Genomic DNA, 16,455 nt, shown 5'->3' with positions numbered 1-16,455 from the left:
ATTCCTCTTAACAAGCCCATAGTGCGAGCGATAAGATGCATCAGCAGCGCACAGGTGTGAACGTTAGTAGTGATGAACATGACAGCGTGGAGGAAACAGGCATTGATGGGCCACAAAGGAAGAAGAGCAACGTTTGCGCTTATTAGTTTCCTATTTTGCTTCTTAAGCTTGATGTCGACTTGGGCCTATGCTCAGCGCGTTGTGGATGATGACATTGCGTCCATCAAATCACTACTGTCTAGCCGACAATTTGAACGCGCCGAAAAAAGCGCCATGTTACTTCTTGAACGCGCGCTCCAACAACAAAACTACCCTGCTGATGAATTGCTTGGTTTAGGCAAAACACTTAAAAAAGCATCCCGCTTTACCGTCGCAAAATCAATGCTTGCGGCAACACTAGAGCAATACACAGCGCACGCAAATCTTGAAAAAATGTCGCTAACTCTGCTAAGTCTAGCCAGTGTTGAGCGTCATCTTGCAAACTACACTGCGGCCATGGCGTATGCACAACGGGCAATGTCACTAGCGCATTTAGAGCGCAATGAGGAATTAAAGGCCAAGCTGAATCTAGAAATTGGGATTATCCACCATATGCAAGGCGATGTGGAAAGTGCACTTACGCCTTTTAAAGATGCATTAGGTTTTTTCAGGGTAACTCGAGACACACAACAAACGAGTGAAACGTTAGTTCATATCGCTGACACTTACCACTTACTTAATGAAACGGCTTTGTCGCGAACTTACTATGAAGACGCGTTAACACTACTAAGTACAGAAGACAGTAATAGTATCTTAATAGGTACTATAAAAATCCGTATTGGCAATGCCCAAAAGGAAGAAGGGTTCTTTGATAATGCCGTTGCGACTATCAGCGAAGGTTTAAACTTGCTCCTTGCTGCTGACAACAAAAAGGGCGTGGCTGAAGCACAAATTGCGCTTGGTGAAACCTTTATTGCAATGGGCAATTCTTCAAAAGGGTTTGCATTAATTCAAGAAGCCATGGCCTTTGCACAGTCGTCCGCACATGCTGTTTTAATCAAACAGGCTCGCTTGGCACTAGCACAAGCACTATTAAACGAGAATAATTTTGAGCAAGCGCTGGTTTACGCCCGCGAGGGGACTGCCGATGCGAGAAAGGACAAAGATATTAGGTCACAGCTTACTTTTCTCTCATTGCAATTTAGCGCCTATGTTTCACTTAACGAGTTCAAAAAAGCACTAGATATTCAAGCTGTAATACAACAACTTCGAGCGTTACTGCTCAACTCTCACAACATGTCGGCTATTGAAGGCCTACAAGCTGAAATTGAGCTTGTACGTCAATCCACTGCATTTGAACAATTAAAAGAGTCCAAGCAACTTGCTTTAGCACAAGCTGAACGTGAAAACTTAAGTACTACCTTGTTTTGGAGCCTAACCTTAGCGGGTATTCTTTCACTGTTTTTAATTTGGAGTCGATACCGACAACGGCAGCAAACGGTTTTACTCGCACGAGAAGTCAAACAGCAAACCCTGGCCCTACAACAAAAAAATGATGAACTTAAGCAGGCTTATAGTGTACTTGAAGAAGTTAGCTTACGGGACCGTCTTACTGGGCTTTATAATCGACATTATTTAGAGTCGCACCTACCTGGCGAATTGAGACGTAGTCAGTTTGCGGCTAAGCAAGATTGCAACGACAAAAAAAGCAACTCTGATCTCCTTTGCTTGCTTATCGACATTGATTTTTTCAAACGCATCAATGACGATTATGGTCACATTGCAGGAGATGAAGTGCTTTCTGGCTTCGCAAAAGTATTAAAAGATGCCTTTAGACAAACCGACCTGATTATCCGATGGGGCGGTGAAGAGTTTCTTGTGGTATGTCGACAGTCAAACCGAGAAGATTTACCCAAACTCGCTGAACGCTGCCGAGAAATGGTTGCCAGTACGCCATTTGATATAGGTCTTACTTCACCTATTTATATCACATGTAGCATTGGTTTTTCATTGTTGCCCCCAAACCACATGGAAGATTTCGAAGTGCTTTGGGAACAAACATTTGAAGTCATCGACTATGCGCTTTATGCCACTAAGCTGTCAGGAAGAAATGGCTGGGTGGGCGTGATAGAAATTCATGACGAAATCAGCGTTCATCAAACACCACTTGATGCAAAGTTCAAATTTCCTGGGTCTAGAATTGCAACGTCGTTTAATAACGTTGCATCTATTAAATGGCCCGAAATTCATGAGGAGTAGCAGTATGTACAAAGGTCATTGTCATTGCCAAGCCATTCAGTTTGAAATTGATCACATTGATGAATTAGACGCAGATAATGAGCGTATAGCCAATAGCGATAATCAATCACTTAGACTGGAAGTCAATAAAGAGGTGTTGGTAATCGATTGCGCCCCCTCAGCACTTGCAAAGTTGCATGTACCGAATGGCGAGACCCATCATATGTGCAATATATGCGGGCATTTGATGTTTGTTGAAACCTCCGCAAAGAAGGTTATTGTCGATGTATTTTTTAACGGTCACGACGCACTTTCAGAGCCGCATTGCCAATTTGTAGTGTAAAGAGACAATACGGCACTAGAACGAGTACTAATCGCTACTTTTAATATCTTCCATATGATATTTGTCAATGAGCGAATACAGTGTTGGACGAGTAACACCAAGCATTTCTGCCGTTCTCGACATATTCTTTTCAGCTTTTTGGTAAGCGCGACGAATTGCACGGCTTTCCGCAATTTCTCTGACTTCACGTAAATTCAACGTTTCGGGTTCATCTTCCGAACTCACTGGCATTAGCCCTAAATCATCGGGTTGAATAACCGTACCTTCGGCCATGATCACTGCTGATTTGAGCTTATTTTGCATCTCTCGAATATTTCCAGGCCATTTATGCGCCAACATGGCATTAACCGCTGACTCAGAAAAACTCTTTGCTTTGGCTTTGAATTCTTCACGATAAATATTAAGAAACGTACGTGCGAGCAAAATAATGTCTTGGTCCCGATCTCTAAGTGGTGGGATCATAATTGGCATTTCACCCACGCGATAATACAAATCTTCGCGAAATGTTTCTTGCGCAACCATTCCCTGTAAGTCACGGTGGGTTGCACAAATGACGCGAATGTCTACTGGAATTTCTGCTCGTCCGCCCACTCGCTCAATCACCCGCTCTTGCAAGAAACGCAACATTTTAGCTTGAAGGCCAATAGGCATATCACCAATTTCATCTAGAAATAATGTGCCACCTTGTGCCGTTTCAATTTTGCCCAGTGTGGTTTTGTTTGCTCCAGTGAACGCCCCTTTTTCATAGCCAAAAAGCTCACTTTCTAACAAATTTTCAGGAATGGATGCGCAGTTAATAGCAACAAACGGTTTGTCTTTGCGCGGGCTGTGTTCATGAATACTTCGGGCAAAGACTTCTTTTCCCGTGCCACTTTCACCTAATAAAAGCGTACTGATATCAGTACTGGCAATTTTCTCTGCCTTGCGCACCACTTTTTGAATTGCTTCACTATTGCCCACGATCCTAGTCATGCCAGAGCGCGTGCGTGCTAAGATACTGTTTTCGTGCTCAAGTTTGGCAAGGTTTAGTGCGCGGTTTACCAATAGCTTTATGGTATCTGAATCAATTGGCTTTTGATAAAAATCATAAGCACCGAACTCAATGGCCTTAAGGGCGTTTTGCTTATCGTTATTTCCAGTTACAACGATAACCTTAGTCCGCGGAGCTAAAGAGATAATATCGTGCAGAATGCGAAGCCCCTCGGATGCATTAGCAGGATCAGGAGGCAGCCCTAAATCCAGTGTTACCACTTTTGGTTCAAATCGACGTAATTGTGCAATAGCAGACGTATGATCATCAGCAAAAACAACGTTGAAGTCTGTTAGGCTCCATTTCAATTGCTTTTGAATACCTAAATCATCATCAACTACCAAAATCGTATCTGTCATTTTGTCGTCCTAATTTCAAACTTCATCCGTACCCAGCATCGTATTATCAAACTATTGGAAAAAACAGCGTAAAACAACTACCACGGCCTGGTTCACTGTGCACTGTCAACTTGCCGCCTATCGATTCAATGTAGGTTTTAGCATCGTAAGCACCAATCCCCATGCCCGCATTCCCTTTGGTCGTATCAAAAGGTTTAAATAAGCGTTGTTCGATAAAAGTGCGGTCCATGCCAGTTCCTGTATCTTCGATAATTATCAATTGATTGTGCGACTCTGCATCTAAAGACAAGGTTATATCAACATTTCCATCATCGTCAGTAGCTTGCTGTGCATTACTGATAAGATGATAAAACACATTAACCACTTTTTCTTTATCAACCACGACAGATTGCTCACTCACTAAATGGACTTGAGGCGTGGGACGAAGCCCTGAGCACAATTTTGTGACAACGTAGTCAGCTATTTCAGATAACAACAATTCGGCATTGACGCCATCATCCACACTTTTCTTTTCTGTTAATTGCTTGAGCATCTTTTCCATTCTGGCCTTAGTATGCTCTAAAGTTTCAAATGTGTCCTCGATAAACTCAGGGTTGTGTTTATGTTGCTGAGCATTCGCAAGAATAAGATTAACTTGGGCTAATACGTTCTTTAAATCGTGTAATACAAAAGCAGACATTCGGCTAAACGCCGCAAATTGAGCATTCTCAGCAACAACTTGCGCAGCTTCATGATGCTGCATATAGGTACCAACTTGCTCAGAGACTGCCATGAGATAGTCTTTAACTTCCCAATTTAGGCTTAGCTTCTCTTTGTCACCTGCGGCAAGCAGTGCAAATCCCCAACATTCACCATCTTTAATAAGTGGTACAAACAATTGATATCCCCAGGATTTCAGCACATTTCTGTCTAGTTTAAGGCCATCGTAATCAAACGGTTTGACAAGATATGCATCGGTGTCAATTATCCAGCCATTTTCACCACTATAGTGTATCAATGCTTTTAAAGTATCTTGATAGTCACCAATCTCTAATGACTTTAATGGTGATGCTTTTGCAATACATTCAATGTCATCGTTGTTTATCTTAAACAACAATCCTGATTCATATTGAATGGCATTGAGCAAACCGGTTAAGCCTGTTTGATAGACCTCAGAAGCGCTATCTCCCGCTCGGGTAAGCCACTTGGTTAGCTTGACCCACTCTTCGCGATAATCAAATTGATTAGCAAAGAAGTGCTTCGTTATAAACACTTTAATTCGAGTGCGAAACCCGTTTGAAAGAAATAATGTGGCCAACAATGCAAACGACATGACCACAAGAATTATTTGTACCGTCGCGCCCCAATTACCACCGAGATAGTTAATTGCATAGCCTACAAGCGCCATTAAAAATAAGTAACCACCAGCTACCAGCAACAAAGAACTGTGTAGCACCACATCACGAGAAATAAATATGTCGATTCCCCAATGGTGAATACGACGTATGGAGATCACCAGCAATGGCATCAGTAGGAAGTAGATGTAGCCTCTAGCGGCGATGTAACCAATTTCAACTTGACTAACCATAGTCGCGTTAGCATAGGTAACAAAATCAAATAAATTCGTTGCACCAAGATAAATAATTAAAGGCTTAAACGCCCACTGCTCTCGTCCAGCTTGCCGATAAACCACCTCAAGTAATACCAACACCTCCAAAGACAAAACAATAAGCGCTAGAAAGCTCCATGCAGGGTTTATGGGAAGTAAGAGTGGCGCGACCAATGAAATTATCGCCGGTGAAATAATAAATAACGTGGCGGGTCGCTTAATAACGTCGGTGAAATTTTTAAAATCAGTCTGAATACAACCTGCGAGGAACAGTAACCACGCAAGTTGTTTAAAGATATCGCTGCTGATCAAGCTGCTTAGGGATATGGGCCCAAAGAGAGATGAGATTAAACTTGTGGCCCAAACAACGGTTGCTGCGGTAGCAAGTACCAGCAGATGCTTAGCAACACCGGGTTTTCTTACCGTAAACAATAATAGCAATAACGCTAAATGCGCAAGACTCGTGAGAAAATAACCCACATCTGAAATCATGCTTTTACTTCACCCTTTTTATCATTATTGTCAGGGGCGCATTTAGCGCTACGAACCACCTAGCGCTTTTTAATCACCAAGGAACCAATGGAGTAACCTGCACCAAAGGAGCAAAGTACGCCCACGTCACCTGAGACTAAGTCTTTGTGATTTAATCCAAAAGCAATCACAGAACCAGCAGAAGCGGTATTGGCATATTCATCAAGTACAATTGGCGCTTCTTCTTGAGACGCTTCACGCCCCAACAAGCGCTTACAAATTAATGTATTCATGTTGATATTGGCTTGATGAAGCCACCAGCGCCTAACACCTTCTGGTGCAATATCGTGACTCGCTAGATGCGTCTCTATATGTTCTGCTGCAAGCGGGCACACTTCTTTAAATACTTTGCGTCCTGCTTGATGAAATAGCTTATCTGGACCGTAAGGGTCAACATCTTCAGCGCGAGTCATATAACCGAAATTAGAACGGATATTACTTGAGAACTTGGTCAAGGCTTTGGTGCTTAACACGTCATAAACGTGTTCACCTTTGGCCGTATCCGCCAATTCTAATACTGTAGCAGTGGCCACATCACCAAAGATAAAATGGCTGTCTCTGTCTGTGTAGTTAATTTGTGGGGAAACCAATTCAGGGTTGATCACTAACACCCGCTTAGCATTGCCTGCACATAACATCTCATAGGCACGGTGCATGCCAAAAGTCGCAGCGGAGCACGCCACCAACATATCAAAACCAAAACCTTCAATACCCAATGCTTCTTGAACTTCAATTGCAATAGCGGGATAAGCACGCTGCGTGTAAGCACATGACACGATAACGGCATCGACGTCTTGTGCAGATACATTGGCAGCGTCCAATGCCAATTTAGCTGCTTCAACCGCTATTTCAGCCTGATGTGATAATTCCTCATCAGCACGAGGCGCAATTTTAGGCTTCATTCGGTTGATGTCTAACGCACCATCCTTTTGATAAATATAGCGGCGTTTAATACCCGATGCTTTTTCAATAAATTCTGCACTTGAATACGGCATAGCGGTGACATCGCCCGCGGCAATCTCATCTGCATGCTTGTGATTAAACGCATCTACGTAAGCATTGTAGCTTTCCACCAACTCTTCATTGGTAATGCTTTCTTTTGGATGCCAAACACCCACACCGCTAATTACAACTTGTTGAGACATATGCATTCTCTTATATAAATTTGGTAAAACCACTGGCAACCTGCACTTTTCATTAAGGTAAAACGTTATAACGCGCACGGGTACCAACGCTGAGTTGGCGCTTTTCAACCAACTTATCTGTTTATGCATCATAGCTTACCTCAATCGCTTCAATCTGTAACTATTGAGGTTTACTTTGCTTATTGACCTTTCCCCCAAAAAAAACCCGCGACAAGCGCGGGTTTAATCAACAACAAAAGAACATTGTCTACATAGTTTTACAACTGGTTAATTTGCCAAACAGTCACCGTGCCACTTACTTCACTTCCAACAAGAAGTAATGGAACATCGCTTGGGCTATCTTCAGCACTTACAAAAACCAAACTCTCTGGCGCTAGGTCACCAATAATATCGGTTGCACCAAGCCCTTCAGTTAAGTTCCGGTTGATAACATATTCGACAAACTTTGCATCATATGGGTTGGTTACATCGTAAACAAAGATACCCCCCATTCGCTCGGTACCAATAAACGCATAAGTACGATCGCCCACTTGTCCAACCGTTAGCGCTTCTGGCTCTGGACCTTTATTTTCAGAGCGTGAATCACCTTCGTTTTCATCATCACCATTGTTAAATTGCGCACCGTGAATAGACGCTGTAATGCGCTCAAAATCATCACCTGAGTCGAAAACGACTAATCCGTTTTGATCCCAAATAGTGAATGAACGCGCACCGTAGGTATATGCTGCTTCATACTCACCGTCACCATCTGCATCACCCATCGCAGTGGTTACACGTAAATCATCTGCTTCGCCATTGGCTTGTAACATAGCCAATTCAGAGTTTGCTGCAGCAGTTAGGTTCTTAAGTTTAACTTCGTCGGTGTAGGCTAAGCATCCATCATCTTCATCATAGTCTACGCCGCCTGCGTCAGTACAAGCTGCTTCATCTGCAACATCGAAGAAGTACTCACGAGCATCACCTTCGTTCGCCGTTACAATGAAGGTTGCGCCTTTCCAAGAGAAATTAGCAATGGTGTCAGGCTGATATACGCCATATAGCCCTGTATATTGACCAAAACTCACCGCGCCATCTTCTTGAACATCGATGTTAAGACCAGCCCATGATTTTGTACCTAGGCCCACTACATCAACGGTTAAATCTTCCAAATTAACAATGGCTAAACCATTATTTTCCTGCAAACTCACATAAGCAAGTTCATTGGTTGCAGTGATATATTCTGGCTCTAAGTCCTGCGCTACTGTGGTGGCTATTTCTACACCATTGATTGTACGACCAGATGGATTAGGAAACATCATCCCCTGAGCAACCAGTGCTGCCTGCTGATCATTAAATCCAGTGAAGCCCACCGTAGTGCCTGTTTCTTCTGGTTCACCATTGGCAAGAATGTTAATTACCGATACCGAACCAACAGGGTCAACCGTGTAGTCGCTTGATGGTTCACCTTCATTTGCCACTAAGACTTTACCGCCGTCAGGGGTGAAAGTAACCATATCAGGAAGTGCACCTACTTCTACAGAATCGAGGAATGCTGGCGCTGAGCTGTTTAACCCGTTGTAAAAAAGTATGTAGCCGTTGTCCGTTTTCACGTCAGCAGGTACCGCAACGGCCATAAGGTCACCACGTACTGCAATACTGGTTAAACTACCCAGTGTTACACCATTGATGTCAGCAGGTAAGTTGACAAAAGTAGGTGTTAACGTTGTGGTATTGATTGGGTCGGTCATTACCGTCGTAGAAACGCTTTGCGCAGGGATAACAGCGATAGAGTTGGTTTCGCCATTGGTTGCGTAAATAGTACTTGTTTCAGCGTGATACTGCACAATTTCAGCTGCTGTAAGATTACCTAAGAACGCGCGGCCCACCACGTCCATGGCAATACCAATAGAGGCGTCATTACCATTAGACCCGTCTTCTCCGTCTGTTCCATCAGAGCCTGGCTCTCCTTGCTCTCCCTGTGGGCCTTGAGCACCCGTTTCACCTTGTGCACCGTCGTCACCATCGAGACCACAACCAGTTAATGATGCTGAAACGAGAAACGCGAGTAACGCTACCTTGAATTTATTACGCACTGCCATGATGGGCTTTCCTTTTGTTTTATACCGTACATCTCGCTGAATGTTTTCGACGCAAACGTTCTCTCCTGCTCAAAAGAGTAAGAGCACAAACAATTACAAGCGTGACAAATTACAACGAGGATAACTGAAAATGTTAACTTCTCTGTCTATGTTAGAGTCAGTTTATGACACAAATATTAAGAAGGCAAAGCGTAAAAACTGAGTGAAAACAGTATACTGCTCAGTTGAGATTTAACGAGCCTACTTATTTCGGTTCATATGGTACAAATCATACAGCCTTGTTCACAAAGCTCGATTCATGTGTATTGCTTTCGTTCCTTCGCGATGAACTACAAGTTAGTAATCGCTTTCGCAATAATCAACAGGCACCGATGTTAAGTGCACATTTTCAGTTACGCGAACGTAGACGCAGTCACCAACAACTATGTCATCGTTTTCGGTAGTGACAATAACGTAATCGCCGTCCACAGCTTGAAGCCCCACTTCTAAACCATTTAGGTCTCCTTCTATTAATGACACAGCCATTCCACTGAACACTGCGCCAAATAGCGCTGACATGAACATGTCGTCGTCTCCGAAATTGTACAATGCCCCTTCAACTGCCCCCATGGCCGCAGCTTCTTGTGCATGTGAAGCAAACTTTATCGGTGTAACATCTTCAACGGTGGCATAGAAAGTGGTTACAAATTGATTTCGTTCGTTGTCAGCCCGTTCTCCCATTGAGGTACAACCGGCTGTACCAAACAAGATGACACATAGAGTGAAAAGGTTTACAGATTTAGTTAAGTGGCGGTGAAGGTGCATAAAGTTAATTCCAGAGGCAAATTGACCCTGACACAATACGCAATCAAAAATGAACCCTACCTTAACGCTATATCGTTTGAGCTACATTTAGGTGTACTATTATGCGTGAATGTTTGTTGGTACCCATTAATGTAACTTGGATTGCAAAATAAGGATTAAAAATGAAAATGAAGTTCACTGCCTCTGCAGTTGCTGCATCAATACTCGTGCTTACCGCCTGCGCAACATCACCTACGGGGCGCAACCAAGTATTACTGTATTCTGAGAGCCAACTTGCTCAAATGGGCGACCAAGCGTTTACAGGCATGAAAGAAGAACTGAAAATATCCAACAAGCCCGTTCAAAATTCCTATGTAGAATGTGTAGCCAACGCAATTACCGCAAATGTACCGGTATCTGTTTTTGACGGTCAATGGGAAGTTGTCGTTTTTGACGATGAACAAGTTAACGCGTTTGCACTTCCCGGTGGTAAAATTGGCGTTTATACGGGGCTGTTAAATGTTGCTGAAAATCAACATCAGCTAGCTGCCGTAATCGGTCACGAGGTAGGGCATGTTATTGCTGAGCACGGTAATGAGCGTATGTCACAATCAACCTTGATCAACGTGGGCACGCAGGCAGTGGGTCAGATATTATCTGCAAACGAAGTACCACAATCAGGCCCAATTATGGCTGCGATTGGATTAGGTGTACAAGTAGGTGTTCAATTACCTTTTAGCCGAACACACGAATCAGAAGCCGATGTTATTGGCCTGCAACTCATGGCAAAGTCAGGGTTTGATCCAAGGCAGTCGGTTAATCTTTGGCAAAATATGGAAGCGGCAAGCGGAGGGGATAGACCCATGGAGTTGCTGTCTACTCACCCTGCACCACAAACGCGTATAGACAACTTACAAGCGAATATGCAAAGTGCGTTAGCAGATTATCAACTCACAGCCCATCGCCCCAAATGCCAAGACTAAACGAAGTGCCAACAGTAATAAGCGTAAGAGACGCCTAATCCAAAAGGAATGTACACAAAAAACGCCGCAATGCGGCGTTTTTTTGTGTGATGGAAAAGCAAAAGCTGGCTATTCGCCTTCCACTTTGTGCAAATGAACATCCATTTGAGGAAATGGAATAGAAATGCCTTCTTCGTCGAAACGCAGCTTCACTTTCTCAGTAAAATCAAACTTAACACCCCAGAAATCTGCAGAATTTACCCAAGGTCGAACAATAAAGTTAACACTGCTATCAGCTAACTCTGAAACCGCAATTTTCGGAGCGGGATCAGGAAGAATACGCTCATCTTCAGCCACTAACTCTTGAAGAATACGTTTTGCTTTTAGCAAATCAGCATCGTAACCAATACCGACAACCATATCTACGCGACGCGTATCTCGTGCCGAGTAATTTGTGATGTTGTCGCTATAAATTTTACCGTTAGGTACTATGATTTCCTTGTTATCAGGCGTATTCATAGTTGTTGTAAAAATGCCAATCTTGCCGATTGAACCCGCAGTACCTGCCGCTTCAACAAAATCGCCCGCTTTAAACGGTTTGAAGACTAGAAGCATAACGCCCGCAGCGAAATTTTTAAGCGAGTCTTGTAATGACAAGCCAATAGCCAAACCTGCTGCACCTAAAATAGCGACAAGGGATGTAGTGTCAACGCCAAGCTGATCTAGTGACGCCACAATAACAAACAACATTAAAATAGCGCTTAGGATAGACTCTAGGAAGTCAACCAGCATATTGTCGTATTTAGACTTGGCCATAATCTTTCTAAATACGGAAAGCAAACCGCCTACAATTAGACGACCAATGACATAAATAGCAATAGCCATTGCAATGTTAATTGCCCATGGGATTGCATAGTCATTAATATACCTTTCAATGTCGCTTGCAGAAAAAAGCGAAAGTGTCTCTTCCATACTGTATTCCTTGTTGATGATGGTGTTATGAGTCTGCGAGGTACTCCTCATTAGATACGTTATCAGCAAATCGGGCAGAGACCAATAATTTAGCACGCAATATTTGCAACTCTTCTCCACAGACAAGTATCATAGAACTCAACATGACGAAACGTGAAGCAAGATGCGCATACCTAGAATTTATTACCCCAACCCTATTCCACTTGAAGAAGAATTCACCCTTACTGATGAGGCTGGTCACCACATCGCCACGGTTCTGCGCTTAAAGCCCAATCACCCAATAGTACTATTTAATGGCGATGGGAATGAGTACAGCGCACAAATAATCAGTGTTCAACGTAAAAAAGTAATCGTAGAAGCGGATGCTTGTTTATCCATTGCCAAAGAATCGCCATTACACTTGCATTTGGGCCAAGGTGTTTCCAAAGGTGATCGGATGGACATCGTTTTACAGAAAAGTGTGGAACTCGGTGTCAGTGAAATAACACCTGTTATTACCGAGCGCTGTGCAGTGAAGCTTGATGAATCGCGCTGGGAGAAGAAATTAAGTCAGTGGCAGAAAATTGTCATTGGTGCTTGCGAACAAAGCGGCCGCAATACCTTACCCGTGCTAAACACGCCGGTTTCATTAAACCAATGGTTGTCTAGTTCAACAGTGAGCTCGCGTTTAGTACTAGCTCCGGGTGCTGAGCAGAGTTTGGTTAGACAACCCTACAATACCCATGGATACAGATTACTCATTGGCCCAGAAGGTGGTTTGTCTGAAGCAGAGATACACCTAGCAAACGAAAACGGTTATCAGTCGGTAAGCCTTGGCCCACGAATTCTCAGAACCGAAACGGCGGCGTTGAGTAGTTTGAGTATCCTGCAAGCCCAGCATGGTGATTTCTAACAAAAGTATAAATTGGTTAAGCGCTAACTTGAAGAAAAGGTACTTGCCCCAACATATTTAGAAGTGTTGATAGCATCGACTCAGCTTTGCAGAAAGCTACGTGAAATGCTCATCTAATATTGGAAATAAATTGATACTGTGCTTGTCGGCACAGTGTCATTCAACTGTCGAAAGAGAGAAATATATGCAATATACCGTTGGCGTAGTAATGGACCCCATTGCGAACATTAAACCGCATAAAGATACGAGTTTCGCAATGATGCTTGAAGCCCAGCGCCGCGGTGCAAAAGTCGTGTATTTTGAGCTTAAAGATTTGTATCTCGACAATGGAAAACCAATGGGGTTAGCTAAAACCGTTTCAGTACGCGACCAAGCAACTGACTTTTATACCTTGGAAGAGGAATCCGTGGTGCACTTAGGCGACATTGACGTATTGCTTATGCGCAAAGACCCACCTTTTGACAGCGAATTTCTGTATGCAACACAAGTTCTTTCTTTGGCACAAGATGCGGGAGCACTTGTAGTCAACAATCCTCAAGCCCTCCGTGACTATAACGAAAAGCTCTTTACGTCTTATTTTCCTGAGCATATTCCCGACACCTTAGTATCTAACAATCAAGCGATCATTCGCGCGTTTCACGCCAAACACCAAGATATTATCTGTAAGCCGCTAGACGGTATGGGCGGCGCATCTATTTTCCGCGTAAAGCCCGACGGCAATAACTTAGGCGTCATTATTGAGACATTAACCCAATTAGGCACGCGTTATATGATGGTTCAAGAATACTTGCCTGAAATTAAAGACGGTGACAAACGCGTGCTTATCGTTGACGGTGAAGTCATGCCTTATTGTCTTGCACGACTGCCAACGAAAGGGGAAACCAGAGGTAATCTAGCAGCAGGTGGTACAGGTCGCCCTCAACCTATATCCGAGTCTGATAGAGCATTAGCAGAAGCCATTGCACCTACGTTAAAAGAAAACAACATCCTGTTCGTAGGGCTCGATGTTATTGGCAGTAAAATAACTGAAATTAATATTACTAGCCCAACATGTGTAAGAGAAATAGAGGCGGCATATGATATTAGTATTATGGGTGCGCTGTTTGACGCCATCGAAAAGCGTCTTACAAAATAACGTTTGAATTACGTTTTGCATAAACGAGTATCAATTGCTACTAGCGAGCTAAAGCGACTCTCAACACGCATAGCTCGCTACTTTACACATATGAAATTTGATTTCTTCCCTTTGATTTAGCGTCATATAAGGCTAAGTCTACTTCTTTTAATGTATCGGATAACACATCGTCCACAGCAAGCCTTTTAAAGCCACCACTAAACGTTAGGTGAATTGGCTTTTCATCATAACAAAAATTCAAATTCTGCACTTTGCTACGAAGTGTTTCAGCCTGCGTTTTAGCCTCTCTAGCATCCCCATCTAATATAAGTAAGAACTCCTCACCACCTATACGAAACACTTGCTTCTCACTCAGCGCTTCAACAAATAATGTAGACAGAGCTTTCAATACCTTATCTCCTGCCTCATGACCATATAAATCATTGACTCTTTTGAAATAGTCAATATCAATCAAAAGTAGTGAAGTATTTTGATGTGCTGTTTTCAAAGTGGAATAAATAGATTTCAGTGCCAATCGGTTATAGCAACCAGTTAAGGGGTCAGTAAGGGCATATTCACTTAATTCCCATTCGTTTTGTATTCGCACTTTTTCATACACGTTGGCCATTGCTATTATTACAACATAGGGAAATATATGATTGATTAAAGTACTGTTCCACGCTTTACCTGCTTCATAAAGGTTGTAATCAATTCGCATGCAAATAATTATTGTGAGCACCAATGTAGAAACGAAAAAGCCGTGAAAACGGGACAAGATAAAATAGCTGACTACCGGCACAGAATATAGCCACATGACTACACTTTTATCTATACCAAAAGTACATACCGCGAACAAAATAAGGCCGATGTAGGTGTAAACAATGGCCCAGTTGAACCAAGATTTTTTCTTGCCTCGAAACAAACTAACACTGGTATAAGCAAAAAAAGAGGAGAATATAAATTGCGAAACAGCCACCCATTGTGTGATGACCTTATTAGTAAATAAGTTCTGTAGACCCGTCGCTAAGCAGGAAAGGAATATCACCAAACTCAATGTTAATAAAACCCTGTTTCTGAGTTGATGATTGCCTAAATCTATTTCCGGTTTAATTGCTGACATCGTCCACTTTTATCAGTCAAATTACTAAGTTGCGATGTTACCATCATTTTTTTACCAATACATGTGAATTAAAGGAGTACGCCATGTGCTGTAGAATTTTTAACTCAACTGCTGCAGACTTTCCGGTGACAGGCCGAAATATGAATTGGATGTGGAGCTTCGATACCTTTTTGTATTCCACACCCAAACACCTAATAAAACAAGGATTAAGCGATAGTTACTGCCAGAACGAAGGGCTTGAACCTAGTCAAGTTTTTACTTGGCAATCTACATACGCCAGTATTTCAACTATTATTTATGGAGAGCATGTAGAGCAAGAAAAAAGCATTAGTAGTAAAGTTGCCTATCGTGGATTTGAGTATGCTTGCGCCGACGGAATGAATGAGGCGGGTTTAACAGTTAATGCATTGGCTGATACCAATTCTGAATTTGGTACTCCATCAGACTCAGATAAACAGCTCAGTACTTTGAGGTGGGCGCAATACATTTTAGATTCATTTGCAACTGTGGCAGAAGCTATCATTGCTTTGCAGTCCCCAAAGTACGTACTGGTTGATCAGGGCATGCCTGACGCTTCGAATAAAAAAGGACTTTTTCATATGTGCTTGTCCGACCCATCAGGAGATAGTGCAATAGTCGAATACGTTAATGGTGAGCCCGTTATTTATTGCGATGCACAGTATCGCGTCGTTACCAACCAACCAGACTACGCTACACAACTCATTCTAAATAATTATTGGCAATTTCAATGGGGGGTATCGACTGCGCATAACAATCACCCCATACAAACAGCACCTGGTGGACATTCTTCTACACAAATGTTCGAACAAGCGAGTTACAATTTAACGTATAGTGTTGCTCAAGAAACCGCTATTCTAGCAACGGCTCAAACACGAAACTTAATGGGCCAAGTCGCTGTGCATTTAGGGTTTAACTCGAAAAAATTTGATGACATTCCTTTGGAAAATAGGGCGTACACCATTTGGACAAACTTGGCGAGCACGAATGACTTACAATATTACTTCATTAACACATTAGTCGGTTGTGGAGGCTATTTAGAGGTAAGAAATAACACACGTAATACATATAGAGTTAAAGTGATGAATAAAGACAAATATGACCAAGACCAATTTGTCGCATATATTGGTGATCTTTCGGGACAGCTTGAATACTTCGATGTGGCACCATTTGAACACAGAAATTAACACTATTGCTCAAGGCGAATGCAACAATGTAGTTAGAAAATTCAGAAAAGCATCTGTTAACCTCTGCTCGGTTTACAATTTGGGGTATAATTACCGTTAATATCTTTAAATCTATA

General features: G+C 42.6%; 13 protein-coding genes. 6 read left to right on the top strand and 7 right to left on the bottom strand.

What is annotated here, in order from left to right; all coding sequences use genetic code 11:
• Positions 1-78: 78 nt before the first annotated feature.
• Positions 79-2,238, top strand: a complete 2,160-nt coding sequence (locus EYR97_RS00805) for a diguanylate cyclase (RefSeq protein ID WP_242634828.1) — start codon at positions 79-81, stop codon at positions 2,236-2,238.
• A 4-nt stretch (positions 2,239-2,242) separates the two neighbouring features.
• Positions 2,243-2,560: an ADP-ribosylglycohydrolase gene (locus tag EYR97_RS00800; RefSeq protein WP_131091950.1), complete on the top strand. Its 318-nt coding sequence runs from the start codon at positions 2,243-2,245 to the stop codon at positions 2,558-2,560.
• A gap of 27 nt (positions 2,561-2,587) precedes the next feature.
• On the opposite strand, the gene prsR is transcribed toward EYR97_RS00800, so the two are convergent.
• From prsR to EYR97_RS00775, 5 genes are all read right to left on the bottom strand, one after another.
• Complete coding sequence (gene prsR / locus EYR97_RS00795) at positions 2,588-3,949, bottom strand: PEP-CTERM-box response regulator transcription factor (RefSeq protein ID WP_131091949.1); 1,362 nt, start codon at positions 3,947-3,949, stop codon at positions 2,588-2,590.
• A gap of 46 nt (positions 3,950-3,995) precedes the next feature.
• Positions 3,996-6,029 carry an XrtA/PEP-CTERM system histidine kinase PrsK gene (prsK, locus tag EYR97_RS00790; RefSeq protein WP_131091948.1) on the bottom strand — a complete coding sequence of 678 codons (2,034 nt, stop codon included), beginning with the start codon at positions 6,027-6,029 and terminating at the stop codon, positions 3,996-3,998.
• Between the two features lie 59 nt (positions 6,030-6,088).
• The gene (locus EYR97_RS00785) at positions 6,089-7,213 is read right to left on the bottom strand and encodes a beta-ketoacyl-ACP synthase III (RefSeq protein ID WP_131091947.1); all 1,125 of its coding nucleotides are present in this window, start codon (positions 7,211-7,213) and stop codon (positions 6,089-6,091) included.
• Between the two features lie 257 nt (positions 7,214-7,470).
• Positions 7,471-9,291, bottom strand: coding sequence for a choice-of-anchor I family protein (locus EYR97_RS00780; protein ID WP_131091946.1), 1,821 nt, complete (start codon positions 9,289-9,291; stop codon positions 7,471-7,473).
• A gap of 336 nt (positions 9,292-9,627) precedes the next feature.
• The gene (locus EYR97_RS00775) at positions 9,628-10,095 is read right to left on the bottom strand and encodes a hypothetical protein (RefSeq protein WP_131091945.1); all 468 of its coding nucleotides are present in this window, start codon (positions 10,093-10,095) and stop codon (positions 9,628-9,630) included.
• 161 nt (positions 10,096-10,256) lie between these two features.
• Between EYR97_RS00775 and EYR97_RS00770 the strand changes: the two genes are divergently transcribed.
• Positions 10,257-11,057, top strand: coding sequence for a M48 family metallopeptidase (locus EYR97_RS00770; protein ID WP_131091944.1), 801 nt, complete (start codon positions 10,257-10,259; stop codon positions 11,055-11,057).
• A gap of 108 nt (positions 11,058-11,165) precedes the next feature.
• Here EYR97_RS00770 and EYR97_RS00765 read toward each other — a convergent pair whose 3' ends face one another.
• A complete protein-coding gene (locus tag EYR97_RS00765; protein WP_131091943.1) occupies positions 11,166-12,008 on the bottom strand; it encodes a mechanosensitive ion channel family protein in 843 nt (280 codons plus the stop codon).
• Between the two features lie 163 nt (positions 12,009-12,171).
• Here EYR97_RS00765 and EYR97_RS00760 point away from each other — a divergent pair, with 163 nt between their 5' ends.
• The gene (locus tag EYR97_RS00760; RefSeq protein ID WP_131091942.1) at positions 12,172-12,900 is read left to right on the top strand and encodes a 16S rRNA (uracil(1498)-N(3))-methyltransferase; all 729 of its coding nucleotides are present in this window, start codon (positions 12,172-12,174) and stop codon (positions 12,898-12,900) included.
• A 184-nt stretch (positions 12,901-13,084) separates the two neighbouring features.
• A complete protein-coding gene (gene gshB / locus EYR97_RS00755; protein ID WP_131091941.1) occupies positions 13,085-14,035 on the top strand; it encodes a glutathione synthase in 951 nt (316 codons plus the stop codon).
• 82 nt (positions 14,036-14,117) lie between these two features.
• On the opposite strand, the gene EYR97_RS00750 is transcribed toward gshB, so the two are convergent.
• A complete protein-coding gene (locus tag EYR97_RS00750) occupies positions 14,118-15,134 on the bottom strand; it encodes a GGDEF domain-containing protein (protein ID WP_131091940.1) in 1,017 nt (338 codons plus the stop codon).
• An 83-nt stretch (positions 15,135-15,217) separates the two neighbouring features.
• On the opposite strand from EYR97_RS00750, the gene EYR97_RS00745 reads away from it, so the two are divergent.
• Positions 15,218-16,339 (top strand): linear amide C-N hydrolase, encoded by a 1,122-nt coding sequence (locus tag EYR97_RS00745; RefSeq protein ID WP_131091939.1) that lies wholly within the window; start codon positions 15,218-15,220, stop codon positions 16,337-16,339.
• The last annotated feature ends 116 nt before the right edge of the window (positions 16,340-16,455 follow it).

Source organism: Alteromonas sp. KUL42, from assembly GCF_006538325.1.
In the GTDB taxonomy this organism is placed as follows: domain Bacteria; phylum Pseudomonadota; class Gammaproteobacteria; order Enterobacterales; family Alteromonadaceae; genus Alteromonas.
The sequence above is the reverse complement of the archived record's forward strand: the minus strand, read 5'-3'. Positions and strand labels throughout refer to the sequence as shown.

Excerpts from the sequence above, each read along its gene's own strand:
- EYR97_RS00765 (WP_131091943.1), bottom strand. The coding sequence starts at position 12,008 with ATGGAAGAGACACTTTCGCTTTTTTCTGCAAGCGACATTGAAAGGTAT.
- prsK (WP_131091948.1), bottom strand. The coding sequence starts at position 6,029 with ATGATTTCAGATGTGGGTTATTTTCTCACGAGTCTTGCGCATTTAGCG.
- EYR97_RS00775 (WP_131091945.1), bottom strand. The coding sequence starts at position 10,095 with ATGCACCTTCACCGCCACTTAACTAAATCTGTAAACCTTTTCACTCTA.
- EYR97_RS00760 (WP_131091942.1), top strand. The coding sequence starts at position 12,172 with ATGCGCATACCTAGAATTTATTACCCCAACCCTATTCCACTTGAAGAA.
- EYR97_RS00780 (WP_131091946.1), bottom strand. The coding sequence starts at position 9,291 with ATGGCAGTGCGTAATAAATTCAAGGTAGCGTTACTCGCGTTTCTCGTT.
- EYR97_RS00770 (WP_131091944.1), top strand. The coding sequence starts at position 10,257 with ATGAAAATGAAGTTCACTGCCTCTGCAGTTGCTGCATCAATACTCGTG.
- prsR (WP_131091949.1), bottom strand. The coding sequence starts at position 3,949 with ATGACAGATACGATTTTGGTAGTTGATGATGATTTAGGTATTCAAAAG.
- EYR97_RS00745 (WP_131091939.1), top strand. The coding sequence starts at position 15,218 with ATGTGCTGTAGAATTTTTAACTCAACTGCTGCAGACTTTCCGGTGACA.
- EYR97_RS00805 (WP_242634828.1), top strand. The coding sequence starts at position 79 with ATGACAGCGTGGAGGAAACAGGCATTGATGGGCCACAAAGGAAGAAGA.
- gshB (WP_131091941.1), top strand. The coding sequence starts at position 13,085 with ATGCAATATACCGTTGGCGTAGTAATGGACCCCATTGCGAACATTAAA.
- EYR97_RS00800 (WP_131091950.1), top strand. The coding sequence starts at position 2,243 with ATGTACAAAGGTCATTGTCATTGCCAAGCCATTCAGTTTGAAATTGAT.
- EYR97_RS00750 (WP_131091940.1), bottom strand. The coding sequence starts at position 15,134 with ATGTCAGCAATTAAACCGGAAATAGATTTAGGCAATCATCAACTCAGA.
- EYR97_RS00785 (WP_131091947.1), bottom strand. The coding sequence starts at position 7,213 with ATGTCTCAACAAGTTGTAATTAGCGGTGTGGGTGTTTGGCATCCAAAA.